Annotated in this window: 14 protein-coding genes and 4 tRNA genes; 1 reads left to right on the forward strand and 17 read right to left on the reverse strand. The window is 44.5% G+C overall.

From position 1 onward, the window contains the following. Positions 1-24 precede the first annotated feature (24 nt). The 15 genes from ACXAFJ_RS11430 to ACXAFJ_RS11500 all read right to left on the reverse strand — a co-directional run bounded on the left by ACXAFJ_RS11430 (position 25) and on the right by ACXAFJ_RS11500 (position 16994). Positions 25-101 (reverse strand) — tRNA-Arg (locus ACXAFJ_RS11430). 65 nt (positions 102-166) lie between these two features. Continuing rightward, positions 167-259 (reverse strand) — tRNA-Ser (locus ACXAFJ_RS11435). Between the two features lie 23 nt (positions 260-282). After that, positions 283-359 (reverse strand) — tRNA-Arg (locus ACXAFJ_RS11440). A 39-nt stretch (positions 360-398) separates the two neighbouring features. Then, positions 399-491, reverse strand: a tRNA-Ser gene (locus ACXAFJ_RS11445). A 176-nt stretch (positions 492-667) separates the two neighbouring features. Beyond that, positions 668-865, reverse strand: coding sequence for a carbon storage regulator CsrA (gene csrA / locus ACXAFJ_RS11450; RefSeq protein WP_475323514.1), 198 nt, complete (start codon positions 863-865; stop codon positions 668-670). 93 nt (positions 866-958) lie between these two features. Continuing rightward, on the reverse strand, positions 959-2143 hold the full coding sequence (locus tag ACXAFJ_RS11455) for an aspartate kinase (protein ID WP_475323515.1): 1185 nt from the start codon (positions 2141-2143) through the stop codon (positions 959-961). Between the two features lie 161 nt (positions 2144-2304). After that, positions 2305-4887: an alanine--tRNA ligase gene (gene alaS, locus ACXAFJ_RS11460; protein ID WP_475323516.1), complete on the reverse strand. Its 2583-nt coding sequence runs from the start codon at positions 4885-4887 to the stop codon at positions 2305-2307. A 185-nt stretch (positions 4888-5072) separates the two neighbouring features. After that, the gene (gene recX / locus ACXAFJ_RS11465) at positions 5073-5537 is read right to left on the reverse strand and encodes a recombination regulator RecX (protein WP_475323518.1); all 465 of its coding nucleotides are present in this window, start codon (positions 5535-5537) and stop codon (positions 5073-5075) included. 93 nt (positions 5538-5630) lie between these two features. After that, entirely contained in the window at positions 5631-6677 is a 1047-nt protein-coding gene (gene recA / locus ACXAFJ_RS11470) for a recombinase RecA (protein ID WP_475323519.1), read from the reverse strand. 153 nt (positions 6678-6830) lie between these two features. Then, the gene (pncC, locus tag ACXAFJ_RS11475) at positions 6831-7313 is read right to left on the reverse strand and encodes a nicotinamide-nucleotide amidase (protein WP_475323521.1); all 483 of its coding nucleotides are present in this window, start codon (positions 7311-7313) and stop codon (positions 6831-6833) included. Between the two features lie 206 nt (positions 7314-7519). Then, on the reverse strand, positions 7520-8584 hold the full coding sequence (locus ACXAFJ_RS11480; protein WP_475323523.1) for a toxic anion resistance protein: 1065 nt from the start codon (positions 8582-8584) through the stop codon (positions 7520-7522). 11 nt (positions 8585-8595) lie between these two features. Then, the gene (locus tag ACXAFJ_RS11485; RefSeq protein ID WP_475323524.1) at positions 8596-9321 is read right to left on the reverse strand and encodes a phospholipase D-like domain-containing protein; all 726 of its coding nucleotides are present in this window, start codon (positions 9319-9321) and stop codon (positions 8596-8598) included. A 2-nt stretch (positions 9322-9323) separates the two neighbouring features. Beyond that, complete coding sequence (locus ACXAFJ_RS11490) at positions 9324-14186, reverse strand: DNA repair ATPase (RefSeq protein ID WP_475323525.1); 4863 nt, start codon at positions 14184-14186, stop codon at positions 9324-9326. A 52-nt stretch (positions 14187-14238) separates the two neighbouring features. Beyond that, the gene (locus ACXAFJ_RS11495; protein WP_475323526.1) at positions 14239-16359 is read right to left on the reverse strand and encodes a flotillin family protein; all 2121 of its coding nucleotides are present in this window, start codon (positions 16357-16359) and stop codon (positions 14239-14241) included. A 23-nt stretch (positions 16360-16382) separates the two neighbouring features. Beyond that, entirely contained in the window at positions 16383-16994 is a 612-nt protein-coding gene (locus ACXAFJ_RS11500) for a DUF1449 domain-containing protein (protein WP_475323528.1), read from the reverse strand. A 334-nt stretch (positions 16995-17328) separates the two neighbouring features. Between ACXAFJ_RS11500 and mutS the strand changes: the two genes are divergently transcribed. After that, positions 17329-19887 carry a DNA mismatch repair protein MutS gene (gene mutS, locus ACXAFJ_RS11505; protein WP_475323529.1) on the forward strand — a complete coding sequence of 853 codons (2559 nt, stop codon included), beginning with the start codon at positions 17329-17331 and terminating at the stop codon, positions 19885-19887. A gap of 69 nt (positions 19888-19956) precedes the next feature. On the opposite strand, the gene lptG is transcribed toward mutS, so the two are convergent. Both lptG and lptF read right to left on the reverse strand, forming a co-directional pair. Beyond that, entirely contained in the window at positions 19957-21027 is a 1071-nt protein-coding gene (gene lptG / locus ACXAFJ_RS11510; RefSeq protein ID WP_475323530.1) for an LPS export ABC transporter permease LptG, read from the reverse strand. Positions 21028-21030: 3 nt separating this feature from the next. Beyond that, positions 21031-22131, reverse strand: a complete 1101-nt coding sequence (gene lptF, locus ACXAFJ_RS11515; RefSeq protein WP_475323532.1) for an LPS export ABC transporter permease LptF — start codon at positions 22129-22131, stop codon at positions 21031-21033. Positions 22132-22300 lie beyond the last annotated feature (169 nt).

Below are 22300 nucleotides of genomic sequence, written 5' to 3' on the forward strand. Positions count from 1 at the left end.
AGAATTCTCTACTCAAAAGAAGAATGGCGCGCTCGGAAGGATTCGAACCTTCGACCGCCTGGTTCGTAGCCAGGTACTCTATCCAGCTGAGCTACGAGCGCGCAATTGTGTGAATCATATCACACTCAGTCACTTTGAAAACAAAAAAAGACACGAAGTTCGGTAATGGCGGTGAGGGAGGGATTCGAACCCTCGATACAGCTACAAACCGTATACTCCCTTAGCAGGGGAGCGCCTTCAGCCTCTCGGCCACCTCACCTAAACCGGTATTCGTATCGAATATGGCGCGCTCGGAAGGATTCGAACCTTCGACCGCCTGGTTCGTAGCCAGGTACTCTATCCAGCTGAGCTACGAGCGCGCAGTTTTCTCTGTGGCAAGTTCACTATCAAAAAGATAATGGCGGTGAGGGAGGGATTCGAACCCTCGATACGGCTACAAACCGTATACTCCCTTAGCAGGGGAGCGCCTTCAGCCACTCGGCCACCTCACCAACTTGCGGAGGCACATATTACGATTTACCAAAAATATGTCAAACCATTTTTAGGCAAATTCGGTAAAAACAGCCTCAACCGTTGTCTATTTAATCAAACTGATTTCAAAGGTTTGATTTGTTGAAAAAATTGATTAAAAAGAACACAAAAAAGCCGACCAACGTCGGCTTTTGAATTAGTAGTTACCGCTTGCAGGCGCACCCGTTCCTTTTTCCGCTTGGATGCGCATGTAAATTTCTTCACGGTGAACCGAAACTTCTTTCGGGGCATTAACACCAATGCGTACTTGGTTACCCTTCACACCTAAGACAGTGACGGTGACTTCATCACCAATCATCAATGTTTCGCCAACACGGCGAGTCAAAATAAGCATTCTGTACTCCTTCAGGAATTTTAGTATTTATCTCGTTATGGATTAATTATCTAACAAAAGTCACACTTTGGTAAACTCATTCGTGTTTTAGAGTCAGAAAGTCACAACAGATTTATCGAATACGTGGCGTTGTTTATCTTCAGAAAAGTAAACCTGATGGAGAAGGTTCACTGCGCTTTCTAAATGTTCTGGGCCAACAACCAATTCTATTGAATGGGCATTCATCCATGTGTGCCTGATATTAATCGATGAAGTAGCTAAATGGTGTTGTACTTCTTCAACCAATCCTTGCGTGCTACTCCCTACTAAAGTTAGCACACTAACTTGTTCACTATTGTGAATTTTTTCATCAAACACCAGACTGAGTTCAGGAAAATTCTCTTCCTGAATAAGCGCTATTGACGAATCTGCACTGGAGATCACATTAGTGAGATGAAGCCCCACTAATTGACTCTGTTGATCGATATGGCTCCAATCAGCACAGAATTCAACCCAGCGCATTTGTTTTTGTACTGCAATACCGACAATGGTAGGTGGCTGAGTATTTTTACATACCAAACTGCCCTTTCCCGATTCAAACGTCGACAGTACACGAATAGGCAGGTTGTGGCGTTTAGCAAACTTTACGCAAGGTAGATGTAGCACTTTGGCGCCTTTTTTAGCCATGATTTCCATTGAGTCGAAATCTATAACATCAATTTTTTGCGCGTTAACGACCAATCTTGGATCGCAGGTGTACACACCATCCACATCGGTAAAAATTTGGCATTCTGAAGCGCCAAGATACCCGGCAAGCGTAACGGCTGAAGTATCTGAACCACCACGTCCAAGTGTGGTGATATCTCCATCAAACGAGACACCTTGAAAACCAGCAACGATGACGATCTCGTTTTTATTAAGAAGGTCCCAAATTGGCGCAGTATCGATATCAGTGATGGTGGCATTGCCGTGTTGCGAGTCAGTCTGGATTCGGGCTTGTGCACCGGTTAAAGATTGCGCCTGATATCCCAACTTATTTAAGGTTATGGCTAGCATTGCCATAGAAGCTTGTTCACCAGAAGAAAGTAAGACATCTAGCTCTCTGGCTATTGGTACCGAATCAACCTGTTTGGCTAACGCTAGTAATCGATTCGTTTCACCCGACATGGCAGACACGACTACCACAACGTGATGCCCTTGCTCTACCGTTGTTATCACATGCTGCGCAACTTGGTGAATAGAATCGACCGACCCCATAGAGGTACCACCAAACTTCTGAACCACAACCTTTCTTTTCACTCGCTTACACCTTCCCAAGACTTGATGTCCATTAAGCACACTATTAGTGAGCCGTAAAAATAAAACCAAGCGGTACGAGTACTAACTCGACCGCTTGGTCATGGGTATTACTATATGTTCAGATTATGCGTCTGAACGCGCTTAAATCAATCTAACTTGATTTACAACTTTTCAGCTAACCAAGTATCTACCGAGCTTAATGCACCCGGTAATGCAGTTGCATCGGTACCACCAGCTTGCGCCATATCCGGACGACCGCCACCTTTACCACCAACTTGCTGAGCCACAAAGTTAACCAGTTCGCCGGCTTTCACTTTACCGGTTAGATCTTTAGTTATACCAGCAATCAAGCCTACTTTGTCACCCGCTACGTTACCAAGCATTATGATGCCGCTGCCAAGTTGATTTTTAAGATCATCAACCATGCCGCGCAGTGCTTTGTTATCTGCACCATCTAGCTGGGCAATAAGAACTTTAACGCCAGCAATCTCTTTCACTTGATCCGTCAGACTAGCACTGGCTTGAGCAGCGAGCTTGTCTTTGAGCGCCGCGATCTCTTTTTCAAGAGCTTTCGCTTTGCTAGCAGCTTCGCTAATTTTTTCTTCTGCTTTAGCTTGTTGAGCTTCAAATGCATCTAGTGCTGCATCTGCCGTTACCGCTTCAATACGGCGAATACCTGCTGCAATACCACCTTCAGAAACGATCTTGAACAGACCAATATCACCCGTGTTTGTTGCGTGAATACCGCCACAAAGTTCAGTTGAGAATTCGCCCATAGACAATACGCGAACTTCTGAATCGTACTTTTCACCAAATAGCGCCATTGCGCCTTTTTGTTTGGCTGATTCTAGGTCCATCACTTCCGTTTGAACGGGGTTGTTTTCACGAACTTGTGCATTCACCAAACGTTCTACTTGTTTGATTTCAGCCGCTGTCATGCCTTCAAGGTGAGAGAAGTCAAAACGCAAACCTTCTGGCTTAACCAAAGAACCTTTCTGAGCCACGTGTTCGCCCAACACAGTGCGAAGCGCAGCGTGCAGCAAGTGAGTCGCTGAGTGGTTAAGGCTTGTTAGGTGACGACGTTCTGCATCAACAATGGCTTCAACACTATCACCAGAAGCAAGTACACCTTCGGTCAATTCACCGTGATGCGCGATAGCGTTACCTAGCTTTTGAGTATCGCGAACTGCAAATACACCGGCTTCGGTTTTCAATACACCGGTATCGCCACACTGGCCACCAGACTCGGCATAGAACGGCGTTGCCTCAAGAATCACAATAGCTTTGTCACCAGCAGACAGTGTCTCAACACGCTCACCGTCGACAAAAATTTCTGTCACTGTACCCTTGTCTTGGGTTGAGCCATACCCGCAGAATTCTGAATCAGATTCAGCTTTGATGGTGTCGTTGTAATCGGTACCAAATTGGCCTGCTTCACGAGCACGTTGACGCTGAGCGTCCATCGCTTTTTCAAAACCCGGTTCGTCGATAGTAAAGCCGCGTTCACGAGCCACATCATTGGTCAAATCCGCCGGGAAGCCGTAGGTATCGTAAAGCTTAAATACGGTATCGCCGTCTAGTTCTTTACCTTCTAAGCTATCAAGTGCTTCGTTAAGAATTGTCATACCGCGGTCAAGCGTGCGTCCGAAGTTTTCTTCTTCGATTCTCAGTACTTTTTCCACTACTGCTTGCTGCTTTTTCAGCTCTTCACCCGCAGTGCCCATCACAGCAGCCAAAGGACCTACAAGTTTGTGGAAGAAGGCACCTTGAGCACCAAGCTTGTTACCATGGCGTACCGCACGACGAATAATTCGGCGCAATACATAACCGCGACCTTCATTCGATGGCATCACACCATCAACGATCAAAAATGCACAAGAACGAATGTGGTCAGCCACTACGCGTAGTGATTGATTTGAAAGGTCTTCAAAACCAATGACAGATGCAGTTTCTTTGATTAACGTTTGGAATACGTCGATTTCATAATTGGAGTGAACGCCTTGCATGATTGCTGAAATACGTTCAATGCCCATACCAGTATCAACAGATGGCTTAGGCAGTGGCTCCATAGTACCGTCGGCTTGACGGTTGAACTGCATAAATACGTTATTCCAGATCTCGATGAAGCGGTCACCATCTTCTTCCGGTGTTCCCGGACGGCCACCCCAAATGTGCTCACCGTGATCGTAGAAAATTTCAGTACATGGACCACAAGGGCCTGTGTCACCCATTTGCCAGAAGTTATCGGACTCGTATGGTTTGCCACCTTCTTTGTCGCCGATGCGAACGATGCGGTCTGCTGGCACGCCTACTTTCTGGTTCCAGATTTCAAACGCTTCATCATCCGTTTCGTAGATAGTGACTAAAAGACGATCTTTCGGTAATTGAAGCACTTCAGTTAGGAATTCCCACGCAAACGCAATCGCGTCTTCTTTGAAGTAATCTCCAAAGCTGAAGTTACCCAACATTTCAAAGAAAGTATGGTGACGAGCAGTAAAGCCAACGTTTTCTAAATCATTGTGTTTACCACCGGCACGTACACAGCGTTGAGCAGTTGTCGCGCGTGTATAGGCTCGTTTTTCCAAGCCCAAAAAACAGTCTTTAAACTGGTTCATTCCCGCGTTAGTAAACAGTAGGGTTGGATCATCGTGTGGTACCAACGATGAACTGTCTACGATTTGGTGCCCTTTGCTTTCAAAGAACTTAAGGAACGCATTGCGAACCTCATCAGTGCTCATGTACATGCCGCTCTTCCTGAAATGTCGACCTAAAATTTTGCCGTATTGTAGATCATGCACTCGCCTTCGACTAGTTTTCTCATGAAAATGGCGGTTTATTTGGCTATTTGGGTCAAATTGTCAAAAATTGATGAGACACAGCACGTGGATAGTGGTGTGGAGAGCGATATGATGAATTATGTTAGAGGCGCCTAACTATCAGTTTCGTCCTTCGATAAGGCATATTTAATTTGCTCGAAACTGTAGCCACGATATTGAAGAAAACGGACCTGTTTAGCATATTCTTTCTGGTCACATGCGACTTTGCCTCGAAACTTTTTTTCCGCTTGTTCTTTAGCGGCTTCAAACCAATCGACTTCAAGCTCACTCAAAACTGAATCGATGACACCCTCATTTACTCGTTTTTGAGCGAGTTCTTGTCTAATGCGTCTTTCACCATGACCTTTAAATAGATGTTGTCGTACTTGGCTCTCCGCAAAACGTTGATCGTTTAAATAACCATACTCATGACAAATTGATATCGCTTGTTCAATGTCTTGCTCTGAATAGCCTTTGAATTTCAGTTTTTCCGAGAGTTCATACTCGCCGTGATCACGACGACTGAGTAAATGAATCGCGGCTTCTTTTGCAGACAAAGCAGGAGGTTTCTTATACATAACTCAGTAAATTCCAACCACGCACATTGGTGAGGTAGATAAAACAAAGCCCTGCGTTGCAGGGCTTTGTTATGATACTAAACAAGAAGTGGACTATAGCTCTTCTTTTTCTGGTGATTGACCAAATTCCGGTTCATCAGGCTGGATTTCTGCAGGTGAAAGCAGCATTTCACGTAGCTTGCTATCAATCGTCTTCGCGGCTTCTGGGTTTTCACGTAGGAATTTACACGCGTTAGCTTTACCTTGACCGATCTTGTCACCGTTGTAGCTGTACCAAGCACCCGCTTTTTCAACTAGCTTGTGTTTTACGCCTAAATCAACCAACTCACCTTCGCGGTTAAAACCTTGACCGTAAAGGATCTGAGTGTGAGCTTCTTTAAATGGAGCAGCAATTTTGTTTTTCACAACTTTAATGCGAGTTTCGTTACCAACTACCTCATCACCTTCTTTAATTGCTCCGGTACGACGGATATCTAGACGAACTGACGCGTAGAATTTTAGTGCATTACCACCAGTGGTCGTCTCTGGGTTACCAAACATCACACCAATCTTCATACGGATCTGGTTGATGAAAATACACATACAGTTTGACTGTTTTAGGTTACCCGTTAACTTACGCATTGCTTGTGACAACATACGAGCTTGAAGACCCATGTGGCTATCGCCCATTTCGCCTTCGATTTCAGCTTTTGGTGTTAGTGCTGCAACTGAGTCAACAACCATAACGTCAATGGCACCTGAACGTGCTAGCGCGTCACAGATTTCCAGTGCTTGCTCACCCGTATCTGGCTGAGAAACCAATAGTGCATCAATATCAACACCAAGCTTCTTCGCGTAAACGGGATCAAGCGCGTGCTCAGCGTCGATAAAGGCACAGGTTTTACCTTCTCTCTGTGCCGCAGCAATCAACTCAAGTGTTAGCGTTGTTTTACCTGATGATTCTGGACCGTAAATTTCAACGATTCGACCCGTTGGTAAGCCACCAGCACCAAGTGCAATATCTAGAGAAAGTGAACCAGTAGAAACCGTTTCTACGTCCATCGCGCGGTTGTCACCAAGGCGCATGATAGAGCCTTTACCAAATTGCTTTTCAATCTGGCCTAGTGCCGCTGCGAGGGCTTTTTGTTTATTCTCGTCCATCACTTTCTCCAATATGCTGTGGTAGTTGTCAGTGCTAATTAGTTTATACAGCACTCAACGTTATGGATTGTATTATACTGTTGATTCATACAGTGTCTATACTTGTGTAAGAAAAATTTGCGTGTACCTCACACTCGCAATTTTTTTGCTTTGCTAATCCATGCAGTTAATCAAACCTTGCAGTGCATGCTGCACGGCTTGATGACGTACCTCCGCCCTATCTCCAGAAAAAAGACAGGTCTCAACCTTAACCACACTATCTCCCAGAGCCCAAGCAAAGCAAACCGTCCCAACGGGTTTAGTTTCGGTTGCGCCACCAGGGCCAGCTATGCCGCTTATCGCTACAGATAGATTGGCATTGGAGTTATGAACCGCACCTAATGCCATGGCTTCAACTACGGGTTCACTGACAGCGCCATGCGAATCTAGTACATCAGATCTCACGCCAAGCATTTCCATTTTGGCTTCATTGCTATAGGTAACAAACGCCCGGTCAAACCAGGCGGAACTCCCTGCAATATCGGTAATCGCGGTAGCAACACCACCACCTGTACAAGATTCTGCGGTCGTGGCAATTAGGGATTTTTCAGTTAGCTTTTGACCTAAAGAATTACTTAACTTGTTTAAAGATTGCATAGACACTCCAACCTATTTTTTCTTTATGATTTTACTTTAATCAATCGATTTCAAAAACACACTTCAATCGAGATTAGCTTGCTAAGTGGTATAAACATTGGTTTTGCCGTTTTCAATCTTTCACTATCTTCACCATAAACGAAAAACCACACCAAAAACGAAAAATGGCGACCTATTGGCCGCCATATTTGGATTCGAGTTCAATCTTACAACGTCTGTTGCAATGCCTGCTTTAGTTCTTGCTCGGCTTGCTCGATAACCTGTTGTGCTTTCTCTCGTTGCTCTCGACCTTCCTTAACTCTCGACAGGGTATTGTTTAACGTCTCGATGGTTAATTGGTTAACTGTCTGTAGAGAATCTAAATCCAATATTCCACGTTGATAATTTTCTGCAATTTGCTCTTCGAGAACTTTAAGCTTTTCAGCATTTTGGACGTACTGTTTGTTGGTGTAGTCCTTAACTGCGCGAGTTACATTTAGAGCTTTCTCTTTTTCATAGTTGGAAATGGCGATCAAGAACTGGCGCTTCCAAAGTGGGAAGGTGTTGTGAACGATGTCTTGAATATCTTCCATCAACATTTTATTGCCTTCTTGCGACAAGCGTATTTGTGGAGCCGTTTGAATCGCCGCTAAACGAGTCAATTCAAGGTTGTGAACCCGCTTTTCAAGTCTTGCAAGAGCTTGCGTCGCATCACGATACTTTTGCGCATCCAACGCATCACCTGATGATTCAGATTGAGCAAGAAGCTGCGGTAAGACAGACGCTTTTAACTCAGCAACTTTGTGCTGACCAGCCGCAATGTAATCTTCCAATCCCGTTAGTAATTCCAAGTTATGGCGATATAGTTCATCGAGTTGATTGATATCATGCGCTAGCTTTAACTCTTGGCCTTCCAATTTTTCAGCCAATTTATCGAGTTGACCACGGACCGAGTCAAAACTGGTTGTGAATTTTTTAAACGAATCAAAAAGCTCGCCAACTAGTGGTAGTTTTTCTAGAAAGCTCTGTTTACCCAATTGCTCAAATTGAGCGCCATCCATTTCCGCAACCATTGCTTGAAGCACATCGCCTGCTTCGCCACTATCGCGAACGCGGATTCGCTCAAGTACCGTATCTGAAAAAGCGGTGATTTGTTCTAATGCATCTTTACCAAAAGTAATCGTTGCAACGCTATCAAATGGGTCGAACTTCTCCACGATAGCAAGTACTTCAGCTGTTACCGCCACTTCTGTACTGGTGCTATTAAGCTCTTCAACTACTGTATCTGTCATCACAAATCTCCTTAACGCTGTGAAGGTTGATGAGAAGGAAAACGTTGCCACAGCTTCTCAAATTGTTTTGCATACTCACTGACGTAACGTTGATCATCACTGAGAGTTAAATCTTCTTGGTTGTATTTCGAAGCACTTCGTGTCCAGTTAAAACTGCCGTTAATTAGTCTCGAATTATCAAACAAAGCGAATTTATGGTGCATATGATATTCCGTAGTATCCACCTTAACGGGTATCCCCTGTTCAGCTAAGTAATAGACATCACTGCCTCGATCATAGCGTTTGTCGTTGTCGGTAATAATTCGGACTGCGATTCCGCGCTGATGAGCTTTTAGGATCTGCTCGGTAATCTCGTCACACGCTATCGTAAACACACAAATATCAATACTTTGCTTAGCCAATTTTAGTTGCTCAATAATTCCAGTAATACATTCCCTGCCGGGAGAGAACCAACTTTTGGCAACCACTGAGTTGGCACCATGCCTTGAGTTGTCCAGAACTTTAATAACCCGCTCAAGCCAACGCAAAATAGCAGTGGGGTCTTCACCTTGTGTAAGCTTTTGTTTGCTCAATTTGAAACTAAGATTACGGAGAAATGAGCGATCTTCTAATGACAATTCCACATCCGACAATTGATGACTCAGTTCTCTTCGTTCTTCGTCGTCTAGTCGAACATCCAATATGGATTCTTCAAGCCATTGCGCCCATTGGTCACGACTACCAAAAGATTTACTCATAATTACTCCCCCTCACTGTTACCAGAAAAACGAGCAACATGCTGATTTAGCATGGCTAACTGTTGAACAACTTGACCGCCACGGTCGTCACTTTGTCCCATTAATTGTTTGCGTTTATAGCCGTCACAAATTTCTATCCAGCGTGCTTTTTGTTCACTATTGAGGCTACCTTTTAGCTGCGACAGTTTGAGCAAGTTTTCTTCGGTACCAGCCGCAAGCGTTTGTGCTTCACTTTGATAGTGGTCATCCAACATGGTTTTTAGCTCAGAATCTGTCATGACTGACGAAATTTTTTCCGCCAACTTATTCATGTTTCGATACGAGCCTTGCAACTTAAATGGAGGTTCAACACGATACTCATCCGCTGTCGCTGCTGATGCAATGTATTGCTGGTTAACTTTAAGAACCGTCTGTTGAACAAACATAAGCTTCTGAAGTGTTGAAACGATTTCATTGGCTTCCATGGCTGAGTACGCATGAGTCATATCACTCAACGCAACTTCACGCCCTTTAGCCATATCCACGAAGCGATATAAGTCGTTCAAGTCACGAGTTGCCAAAGGCGCAAGAACCGCGTTTGAGGTGAGCGAGTTTTCAATAAAGCTCAATTCAAACGCATCTTTTTGATCCGATAACATATCACCTAAGTTATATATGTCAGCTCGGTTTGCTAGCATGTCTGGAATGCGGAAAGCTTCGCCCGTTTCTGTATACGGGTTACCCGCCATGACTACCGCAAACTTCTTGCCACGCATATCGTAGGTTTTCGACTTACCTTGCCAGCTACCTTCAATTCGCCTTGTCCCGTCACACAGAGAGATGAACTTTTGTAGAAGCTCTGGATTCGTGTGTTGAATATCATCAAGATACAACAACACGTTATTCCCCATTTCAAACGCTAAATTGATCTTTTCAATCTCTCGCGCTGAGTTTTGATCCGGTGCGTCTGCTGGGTCTAATGAAGTCACATTGTGGCCAATCGATGGTCCGTTAATCTTCATAAACACTAAGCCGAGCTTATGCGCGACATACTCGATTAACGTTGTCTTACCATAACCCGGTGGTGAAATTAGCAATAACATACCCATTAAATCAGTACGTTTTTTATCGCCAACCGTCCCCATTTGCTTGGCAAAGTTATCGCCAATAAGCGGTAAATAGCTTTCCGAAATTAATTTATTACGAACAAATGATGTAAGAGGTCTAGGCTTGAATTCAGCCAACCTAAACTTGTCTTTTGCATCAGACAGCATCTGCGCTCTTTGCTCAGTAAACTGTTCAAACTTTGGAACCACAATAGAACGCTGGTATTCACAACGACTGACAAAATTATCCAATACCAGTTTTAGCTGTCCGTTTTGAATCAGTTTGTGCTCTCCCAATAATCCTTCAAGCTCACTTTCCAAAGAAAAATCTAGCGCTTCAAATTCGGGGCCTTGGCTTTCTCTAAGAACAGCGATCATTGCTGCTTCTTGGACAAACTTTTCAGCCTGTTGTTTGTGTTCACAATATGCCGCCAGCCACTGCAAATGATCTGCGTACGACTTACGGATATTCAACGATTCTGGCTTCGAAGCCTGCCAGCCTAAGCTACGTCTAAACTGGAGATAATCTTCACAAAGTGTCGTGGCATTTTGGCTGACTTGAACTTTGACTGACGTTTGACCCAGCAAGTTTGCTAAATAGCGGGCCGCTTCATCGTTGCTTAACTCATTATTTATCTGCGCCACTAAGCTATTAAACGCTTGGTGATTATTGAGATGGGTTCGCAAGAGATGGGCGTTTTGAGCCTCTTGAATCAAAGACTCATAGTGAGAGCCCGTTAATTCCAATAGATACATCAGGGCTTCCGCACGCGCTGCTTGGCTGAACCTGAGTAGCCCGGCATTTTTGTACAAAGGCAAAACTTTGCTCAAGATATTTGCTGCATCTTGATCGTGTATCCCTTTGACATACCCTTCCTGAAAACGCGGGGCGGCAAACTTTTGAACAATGGGTAACAAGCCTTTTTCTTTCTGAGCGTTTAGTAAGTCATCTAAGTCAAAATCACCATTTCCACTTTGAGCACTGTTCAGCACTAAATAAGCGAGATACTCACCGCGATAAACCAACTGACTCTCGGAAGGCAGATCGAGATCGGCGGCTTCATCAGCTTGCAACAATTCGTTGTCGACCGTTTGATAAAAATCAGTACCTGAAATATGTAAATTGGCACCGTCATCGCGATTAATCAGTGTAAGGTCCAAAGCTTGTTGATTGACACTAAACCTGTGTTTACCCAAGCGGAGTATCGTGCCACCTGCTTCGAATATGTCTTGATTATCTCGCAGCGCTCGCAATGATTGATCTTGTAGTGCTTTGATTTTTGAGTCCAAAGAATCGGCTTTGACGCTATCACCTAGATTGCGAATGTTGTCCGACAATTGGTGAAGCTTTTGCACCATACCGTCCGTGGCAAAATAGCTGTTTAGCTCCGACACCTGATCAAAACGTTCTATCCGTTTCTCAATGCTTGTTAAGGTAACATTGGCGGCTTGTAGCAGGTTCTGAATACGTCTTTGCCTTGTGGCAATCAACTGTTGCTTGTGATTATCTAAGGTCGATTGTATTTCATCGCGTTTGCTATATATCGCTGATAAAAACTCATCAAAATCGGCAAAGCGTGATTCCAATTTATCAAGTTGAGTTACCAGTTTAGCTAGCTGATTGTCACATTCATCTGGAGTATTAGCTTGCTCCATTGCACTACTTACAGATTGGCTCAGAAGCTTAAACTGAGCACTGAACTCAGCTTGGGCCTCATCACTTTGCAAACTTTTTTCACGATTGCGGAGTTTGGCCGAGGTGGTATTGAGCAGTGAAGTAACTTCAGTCGTCAGATCCAAAATAGTCGTAGCCTGAGTAGGATCATCCGTTTCTATTTCAGTTACTTCTTCGGTTACGATCTGTAGCTCATTACGCAGCGTGTCTAATTGATCACCTAACTTTTGCAAGTCCGACGTTTTTTCTACCTTTGCCAACTCCAGATCGATCTTCTGAATATCTTTCTTAAAAGGAGCGTAGGCTTTGGGATCTTGAAGCAAAACCAAAAGCTGACGATTGAGCTCTTCCCGCTGCTCAGACAGTTGCGCTAAAAGCTCCTCTACCTTTTCAACATCGACATAGTGCTGCTGTCGAAGTGACATGGTTTTACCAACTTGCCCTTTTAGGTCAGAGAGGAGTGTGAGCAGTTGGTTAGCCTTGTCTTTTGGCGCTAGCTTAACTTTGCCGATGAGTTCATTCACTGCTTTCGAATGAACTTCAACGTTCTCAGAAGCATGGGCTTGCAGCTGTTGAACCTTTATAAATTCATCAATAATTCGGTCAGCCGTTTCCATAACGGTATTAACAGACTGACCAATACCCATCGCGTACTCTTTTTGTAGCCAGTGATAATGGTCAAGAGTACTTTGGCATTGTTTTAGTAACACTTCATAGGCCGCTTGAGTCACATCTTTGGTTTCGGCCAACTGGCAAATAGTCAAGATTGAAGAAAGCGCTCTTACTAATTCGGTATTGCCCAAATTGAACAAAGGATCTTGGCTAGATGATTCAGCTTTATTGGATTGACTGTAGAATTCCGGCGTTGAAAAAGGTGTATCCCAAATGCGCAATGGATGAATGGTTGATGCTTCTGCATTTTCAGATAACTGGAACACCAACATTCGACCGTCAGGGTATAAACTGAAACCGTGACTTTCCATCGGTGCTGAAAATTGCTTTTCAATTAGGTTATAGCTGTACGAAAGGTAGTAGCCATCTTGTAAATTAAAGAAAAAATACAAAATGTCTTCACCGTTTGGAGATACCACTTTGTGGAAAAAGCTTAGATTCTGCCAATTGGAATCAAATACCTTGCTTTCCCCGTTTGATAACACGTAACCATTAGCAAATAAAACACCGTGATCTTCGGGAAGTACCTTAACCGAAGTACCAATGGCATCAACGCGATGTACCTTTTGATTGATTGGGTTAAATATAAAATAGCGTGATTGCTTCTCACGGTTGGGTTTGACACGAAGCGCGATCAACTCTCCGACAAAGGCATAATCAATTTCTGCATCTGCGACGCTCTGATGCGGATCATCAACAGGTTCACTGTATATGCCTTTTCCATCTTGCGTACTGTCTTCTAGCTTAATGGTAAGGTCACCGCCCACGCACTCGACGAACAGCTTATCTTCTATCGACACATGAGGATGATCACCTAAAATATGATCATCTCGACCGGTACTTTTCCATATAAAGTCTTGCTGCTCTGCATCTTCCAAATCCGCTTGCCCAAGCGAATCCATAAATTCAATCGAATTACGATTAACCTGGAAGCGAAACACCTTACGGTCTTCCGGTCTCATTCCTATCTGGAAGGCAATAAACAGAACATTCTCTTGGCGAGCAATTTGAGTCAGCCTTGCATCACCATAGTAGGTGAATAACTCGGTAAATTCGTGAGTAAAACGGGAATCATTAAGAAAACTGTTTTCCAATGGCTCAGGTTCAATCCTAAAAATACCGTCTTGTTCATGGAGTTGATACAGTCCAAACACATCATCTAATGAAGGTAGCGCTTTCATTCCCAACTTGACTTGATAACCAAACAACAGCTGTTGATTAACCTGAGCCATATCAATTGGGATGGACTTGCTAACAGTTTGCACATTGGCTTTGCCGACTAGCTGGATCTCTTGACCGCCAAACAAAGATTGGCGCTTTTGGTTAAAAGACTGAGTGAGTGACTTTAGTTGGTTACCCTGCTGCAACAAACGAGATTTCAATACCTCGTATGCGCCGCCCTCACCCACTGAATTTTGGGTAGATTCAGACATACAGTTACCTCAAACCCCGCACTAGGCGGGGTTGGAAAGCTTTAAAAATGGATTAGGACTCTGGCTCGGTGTTAGTAGAAATAGTACTTTGGATTTTCTTGAGAAGTTCCGTTGCGCCACCTTGCGAGTTTAGTAAGCTAGCTAATGCCACATTGCTTAAATCGCTACTCTTGAGATCTGTATTTTGTAACATGTCTTTGATGTCGTGCGGCAAGCTGCGTTTACCATCTACATATTCAGATACCAGCGGGTTTAACACTTGAGACTCTGAGAACTTAGAATCCAATGCCGCAGCATCCAAGATAGTTCGGCGAATTTGTTCCATGCCTTCCCCACCAAACAACTTGATGTCAGCTTTCGATAGCGAATCAGCAATTGCTTTTGCGTTGGCACCCACCACCGCTTTTTGCGCTTCAATACGGGCAATTTCCAAGTCTTTATCTTGTTGCAATTGCATAACCCACTTGTCGTGCTCACGAGTATGGTCATCGTATTGCTGCGCGGCTTCAAATCGAGCAGTTTGAGACTCAGCTTCCGCAAGGCCTTTAGCACGTAATGCTTGAGCTTCTGCTTCACCTGTACTTTGCAAGGTATACGCTTGCGCTTCACCAGTTTCACGAATGGCTTGAGCACGTTCACGATCAACTTCAACTTCCGCCAAGCCAGTCGCACTAATAAACTGCTTTTCTGCCTCAGCCATACGCTCTTTAGCGGCAGCTTCTCGTTCTTTCGCAACGTATTCCGCTTCAGCTCGTTTAACAGACGCCGTATGCTCTGCTTCCGCTCTCTTAACTTCGACAATTTGTGCGGCTTCCGCTTCACGAGTCTTAACCGCTAAGCTATTTTCTGCTTCACGAGTTTTAACTTTTAGCGCTGCTTCGTTTTCAATCAGCACCTTCTCAGCACGTTCATGAGCCGCTTCTTTTTCAGCTCTAGCCGCAACAAGCAACTCCAACTGAGCCGCTTCCGCACTGGCTTCTGCTTCGACCATTTTGACGCGTTTTTCACGGTTGACTTGCTCATTCACACGTAAGTTCTGCGTTTCCTCTTCCTCGCGAGCAATCTTTCTTTCTATCTCTACGCGTTGAGAACGTGTTTCAGCCACGGATTTACGCGCTTCTTCAACCGTAGTTTCTTTATGCATTTCTTTTTCAGCAACTTCCGCCGCCGTACGAACTTTTTCTGTTTCAACAGCGCGAGTGAGTTCTTCTTCTTGAATAGCGACTTGACGTTGGTTGGCAATTCGAGTCATTTCAACTTCCATTTGCACACTTTCACGTTTCTTCGCGACTTCTTCTTCAGTTTCCAATTTTGCTAGCTGAGTAACACGTTCATATTCTTCACGTTTTTCAGCGGCAAGCGCTTCCTCTTGGGCATTGATAATGCTTACTTCACGCTGAGTACGAGCAATGCTTTCTTTCTCTTGTTTGTCTAGTTGAAGTCGGTTGGCTTCCGCTTCAACGTTTTTCTTCTTGATTACCGTTTCTTCATCTTGGCGAATGGCATTGGTTTCAGTATTTTTTTGCGCAGTGATCTCCGAGATCTTACGAATACCTTCCACATCTAGAATATTATTTGGGTTATGGGCGTCGAGGGATGTTTGATCGATCATGTCGATCACAACATCATAGATTTTAAACCCATCCATCTCACTACCGATTACCTGAACAACCGCGTCACGGAATGTACGACGGTTCGTAAGAAGCTCTTCAAACTCAAACTGCTTTACCGCTGTTTTCAAAGCTTCTGAAAACTTAGGTTGGAAGTGTTCTTTTAGTCGGTCTAAGTTAGACGCTTCATGAGCAGTGAACAGTTTCGCCACTCGAATGATGTCTTCTTCCTCGTGATTAACACCAATATAGAAGTCGACTTTTAAATCTGCTCGAATATTATCTCGACAATGCAAGCCTTCGTATTCTTCACCTTCTTGATCTTTTCGACCACTGCGGATAACCGAGATTTTTTTACGAGTGATGTCCATGTACTCAAACTGGTTGATGACCGGCCATACAAACGTACCCGTTAGCGATGCTCGAGTTTGGTGAAGTCCATTGACTATCAAAGCATCACCTTCACCTCTTACTTTTTTGTAACGTGAAGTGATGAATACCACCAATAGAAGGATAAAGGCGATGCCAAACCCACCAAAAATCATGCTTGGAGAAATTTCCATTAACTAGCTCCTGACCTATTTAATTATGCTTTAGCGACGACAAATCGGTTGTCGTCGGTATCTTTTGCAACAATGATTACTTGCGCACCAAACTCTAATTGCTCGTCCGTTTGAACCTTAGCTTCTAACAAGTACTCATTGCCATTGTGAAGTACCATAACTTCACCAAATTCTGTATTAACCAAACTACTGTGAACTCTCGCCTTTAAGCCGACATATTCAACTTTGGCAAACGCCTTGGTTTTGTCGAAAAGAGGAACAAGAGGTTTTAAGACCCAAGATGTGATCAATAGCGATACATACAGAGTGACCGGTACGCTTATGATGTTTACAACCAATGCTATTGTTTCGCTTAAAAACGAAGTACTCAGGTCGACAAAGTAAAATGAAACGACCGTCGCAATAAAAAATGTAACCGTGACCACCACTGTCAATGGAATCTTTGAAAGCACCGGCGGCAGTATCAATCCAGCGCCAGGAATGGCATCCAGCTCAAAATCCATGTCTGCAGTGATTCCATCTATTACGTTAAACGCTAAATCCACAACCAACAGCACAGCAAACAGCATTAAAGGTAGAAAAAAGATATTTGTGGGAAAAGCTAACAATGCAGTGAGAAATTCGCTTAAAGTCATCATCGACGCCTTAAAACTGACACCCCATCAAAAAGACAATACTCTTGATGATGAGAAACAGTATCAATAAAAACAAAACACCTAAGACTACAGACATAATCAACCCTGTGTAATATTGATACTGGTTATTAGAGCTAGCTCAAATCCTTTTTATCCAAGCGAATAAATTCACCACACCAAGACAAAAAACATCATCATTTTTTAACAAGTAACACTCATTTATTTGATAAGTAAACGTCATGAAAGTAGTCAAATAGTTTCTGCTTCAACACTTTTCCCAATAAAGCGATTCACGTATCCTTAACGCATTAATTTGTCAGTAAGTAACAACGCCGTGAAGTCAGAACAAAAACACACTCCCATGATGCAGCAATACCTCAAGCTCAAAGCAGAGAATCCCGATATTTTGCTGTTTTATCGCATGGGTGATTTTTACGAATTGTTCTATGACGATGCTAAACGTGCGGCCAACCTACTGGAAATTTCACTAACCAAACGTGGTTCTTCTGGCGGCGAGCCGATTCCGATGGCGGGTGTGCCTTATCATGCCGTTGAGGGGTATCTAGCTAAATTGGTTCAACTTGGTGAGTCGGTTGCGATTTGTGAGCAAATTGGAGACCCAGCCACTAGCAAAGGGCCGGTAGAACGCAAGGTAGTTCGCATTGTTACCCCAGGAACGGTAACCGATGAAGCGCTGCTTACTGAGCGCGTCGATAACTTAATTGCAGCTATCTACCAAAAAGGGAACCAATTCGGTTACGCTACTTTGGATGTGACCTCGGGTCGATTCCAGCTCATGGAGCCAGAAACCGAAGAAGCCATGCTAGCCGAACTGCAGCGTACCGCACCGAGAGAATTATTGTTCCCAGAAGACTTCGCTTCTGTAAGATTACTGGAAAGCCGCAACGGTAATCGTCGCCGACCTGTCTGGGAGTTCGAGTTAGATACAGCTAAACAGCAGCTCAATCAACAATTTGGCACCAAGGATTTGGTAGGGTTTGGCGTCGAAAATGCGGGTCTTGGACTTTGTGCCGCGGGTTGTTTGATTCAATATGTAAAAGATACTCAGCGAACCGCACTTCCTCATATACGTTCATTGACCTTCGATAGGCAAGATCACTCCGTAATACTGGATGCCGCAACTCGACGTAATCTAGAGCTAACTCAAAATTTAGCCGGTGGTCATGAAAACACGTTAGCAGAAGTGCTGGACAAAACTGCAACGCCAATGGGTAGCCGAATGTTCAAACGCTGGCTACACCAGCCAACTCGTCAGCTGTCTACATTGAATCAACGATTAGACGCTATCACCGAGTTGAAAGAGACAGCGCTGTTTTGCGAACTGTTCACTAGCTTAAAACACATCGGTGATATTGAACGCATCCTAGCAAGATTAGCTCTGCGCTCAGCAAGGCCACGTGATATGGCGAGACTTCGCTCTGCTCTGCAACAACTGCCTGAGTTACAGCAATCTCTTAGTGAACTGGCAAATCCTTATCTCAAGCAACTCAGTGAATTCTCTGCGCCACAACCAGAGCTTTGCGAACTGTTAGAAAACGCGATTCAGGACAACCCACCCGTTGTGATTCGAGATGGGGGTGTAATTGCCAGCGGCTACAATGCAGAATTAGATAAATGGCGCGATTTAGCTGCCGGGGCAACGGAGTATTTAGAAAAGCTTGAAGCGGATGAGCGAGAACGCCACGGGATTGATACCCTAAAAGTGGGCTACAACAATGTGCATGGCTTTTTTATTCAGGTGAGCCGTGGACAAAGTCATTTAGTACCGCCACATTACGTGCGTCGTCAAACGTTAAAAAATGCTGAGCGCTACATTATTCCAGAGCTAAAGGAACACGAAGACAAAGTCCTCAATTCTAAGTCGAAAGCTTTGGCGTTGGAAAAACAGTTGTGGGAAGAACTGTTTGATTTGATCTTGCCGCAACTCCCTGCTCTGCAAAATTTGTCGTCTGCATTGTCTCAGCTTGATGTGCTGCAAAACCTCGCAGAACGCGCCGATACACTTGATTACTGTCGTCCACAGTTGTCTGAAGACTCTGGCATTGAAATCAATGCAGGGCGTCACCCAGTAGTCGAACAAGTGATGGATGACCCTTTCATCGCCAATCCAGTGCAACTCAGTCCGCAGCGACAAATGCTGATCATTACTGGTCCGAATATGGGTGGTAAGTCTACGTACATGAGACAAACTGCCCTTATCTCGTTACTTGCTCATATTGGTAGTTACGTTCCGGCTGAATCAGCAAAAATTGGTGTTATTGATCGTATATTCACCCGTATTGGGGCGTCCGATGACTTAGCGTCAGGGCGCTCGACCTTTATGGTGGAAATGACAGAAACGGCGAATATCTTGCACAATGCCACTCCGCGAAGTTTAGTCTTGATGGATGAAATCGGCCGAGGCACCAGTACCTATGATGGTCTCTCTTTGGCGTGGGCGAGTGCAGAATGGCTGGCAAAGCAAATCGGGGCCATGACCTTATTTGCAACCCATTACTTTGAGCTTACTGAGTTGGCCAATCAGCTGCCACAGCTGGCCAATGTTCATCTCGATGCGGTAGAACACGGTGATAGCATCGCCTTTATGCACGCTGTCCAAGAAGGCGCGGCCAGTAAGTCTTATGGCTTGGCCGTGGCAGGATTAGCAGGAGTGCCCAAGTCTGTCATTAAGAATGCGAGAAGCAAGCTTTCCCAGTTAGAGTCGTTAGCACTCACACAGCCGCAAGCAGCCAGTAAGGTCGACATTGCCAACCAACTTAGTTTGATACCCGAGCCGAGCGAAGTGGAAACCGCGTTGGCAGACATAGATCCAGATGACCTCACTCCAAGGCAAGCACTGGAAGCACTATATCGACTCAAGAAGCTACTTTAAGCTCTGCCAAAATAGAGTTTCCACCCACAAAAAAAGCTGCCGTGGCAGCTTTTTTTAATCGGATTATCGCTACAATTTACGCCTTAATAACAGCACGGCGACACTCATAAACACAATACTTGGGGCGATGGCGCCAAAGGCTGGAGGAATTTGATACACCAAACTCAGCGGGCCAAAAAACTCGCTTGAAATATAGAAAGTAAATCCAGCAATCACACCGGATAGAATTCTCGCGCCCATGGTGACACTTCGCAGTGGTCCAAAGATGAACGACAATGCCATCAGCATCATCACTGCAATCGAAATAGGCTGAGTCATTTTTCGCCACAATGCCAATTCGTAACGAGCGGCATCTTGTTCAGATTCTTTTAAGAAGCTTACGTAATCATACAAACCGCTGAGTGAAAGCTCCTCTGGCTTCACCGTCACCACCGCAAGCTTGTCCGGTGCTAAAGCAGTGCGCCATAAATAATCGGCCAAAGAAGATTTGCTTATTTGCGATTCGTTTTCGAATTCCGTCAACTCAACGTCTTGCATTAACCATCGGTTATCGGATAGATAACTCGCTTTGCGCGCAAACAATACGTTTTGCAATTGTTTGTCGTCATTGAATCGCCAAATGTTCACGCCATACAACTTTTCTTCTTCTATTTTGGTGATGAACACAAAATCATTGGCATCGCGAGCCCAGACACCGGCGCGCACCGACATCAAGGCGCCACCAGAAGTAGAAAAAGCACGCAGGTCTCGGGCCATTTTTTGTGCTTGTGGCGCGCCCCACTCGCCCAACAAGGTCACTAGCACCATAAGTGGCACAGCCGTTTTTAATACCGACAGGCCTATGTCTAACTTAGAAAAGCCAGAAGCTTGCATGACCACCAGCTCAGAGCTTGATGCCAGCATCCCCAAGCCAATCAGAGCGCCAAGCAATGCCGCCATAGGGAAAAACATTTCAATGTCACGGGGAATACTCAGCAGTACAAAAAACAATGCTTGCAGTAGGTCGTAGGTTCCTTCGCCCACTTTGCGCAATTGCTCCACGTACTTAATTATTGCCGAAAGCCCGATAAAAGTTGCCAGCACCATCAAGGTGGTAGAAATGATGGTGCGGCCAATATAGAGATCTAGAATCTTAAACACGAGTTAGACGCCCTTATTTTGTCTAAGTCTATCTTTGAAACGTCTTACCGTTACGCTATCTAAAGAGTTGGCCCCAAGTGCCGTGAGTAACAAAGCGATGTTGACTGGCCACATGCCAATCCAAGTGGCAATAGCTTCATCTTCAATCGCCGATTTAGTGGCACTAATAGCAAGGAAGTAAGCAAGGTAAATCAAGATAGCTGGGCCCATCTTGGCAAAACGACCTTGCCTTGGGTTCACGGCAGAAAGTGGCACCACCAGCATAGTCAGCAGCGGTATACACAAAACCAAGGAGACTCGCCACTGCAATTCAGCTTGCGCATGAGGATGCGGGTTCGCAATCAAGTCTAGTGTTGGCAGAGCTTCCCAATCACGGCCGCCGCGTTGCACTTCACGTTGCCCAATTAAACCTTGGTACTGTTCGAACTCGGTGATCATATAGTCAACACGAGTCGGAACGCCCTCATATCGAGTACCATCGTACATGCGAATCACTTGGCGTCCGTCAGCCAGCTCTTTGACTTCACCAGAAGTTGAGAACATCACACTTGGTAAAATAGAGTCTCGAGGCGCTAATTGAGCAACAAAGACATTATTTAACGTTTTATCGGTAATATCATCGATAAAGACCACAGAAGAGCCATCTGGGGTTCGTTGAAACACCCCAGTTTGTAACAAATCGACACTATTTTCTGCCTGAAACTCTTCAAATATCTGAGCCTCTTTATCTTGGCTCCAAGGTGCCAGCCAAAAAGCATTGAATGCCGCCATTCCCCCGGTGATAACCGCGAGATACAAGGCTGCTCTAACCAGGAATTTGTTACCGATACCGGTGGCGTTCATCACGGTGATTTCACTTTCGGCGTAAAGACGGCCAAAGGTAAGCAAAATACCGATGAACAAGCTGAGTGGTAACATCAATAAACCCATGGCAGGCATGTTCAATGCAACCACAGAAAGGATCATTTTTGCGGGTATTTCTCCGTCTGTCGCCTCTGCTAACACACGGATGAATTTTTGACTCAGAAAGACCAGAAAAAGCACGAAAAAGATGGCTAATTGGCTTTTGAGTGTTTCGCGGATCAAATATCTAACAATAATCACGCTGAAATCACCTATACAAAACTTGTATTTTTAGTTGAATCACTATAATTTCCCGTTGAAACTTTTATTTTAAGATTTTTTCTAAATGTTGGTCAGCCAACACGAACTTCAGCAAGCTTTCTGAATTCAACGGCTAAAATTGTATTATCCACCATTTAGATTCATTTGT

This window comes from Vibrio sp. ABH4_348, assembly GCF_056159765.1.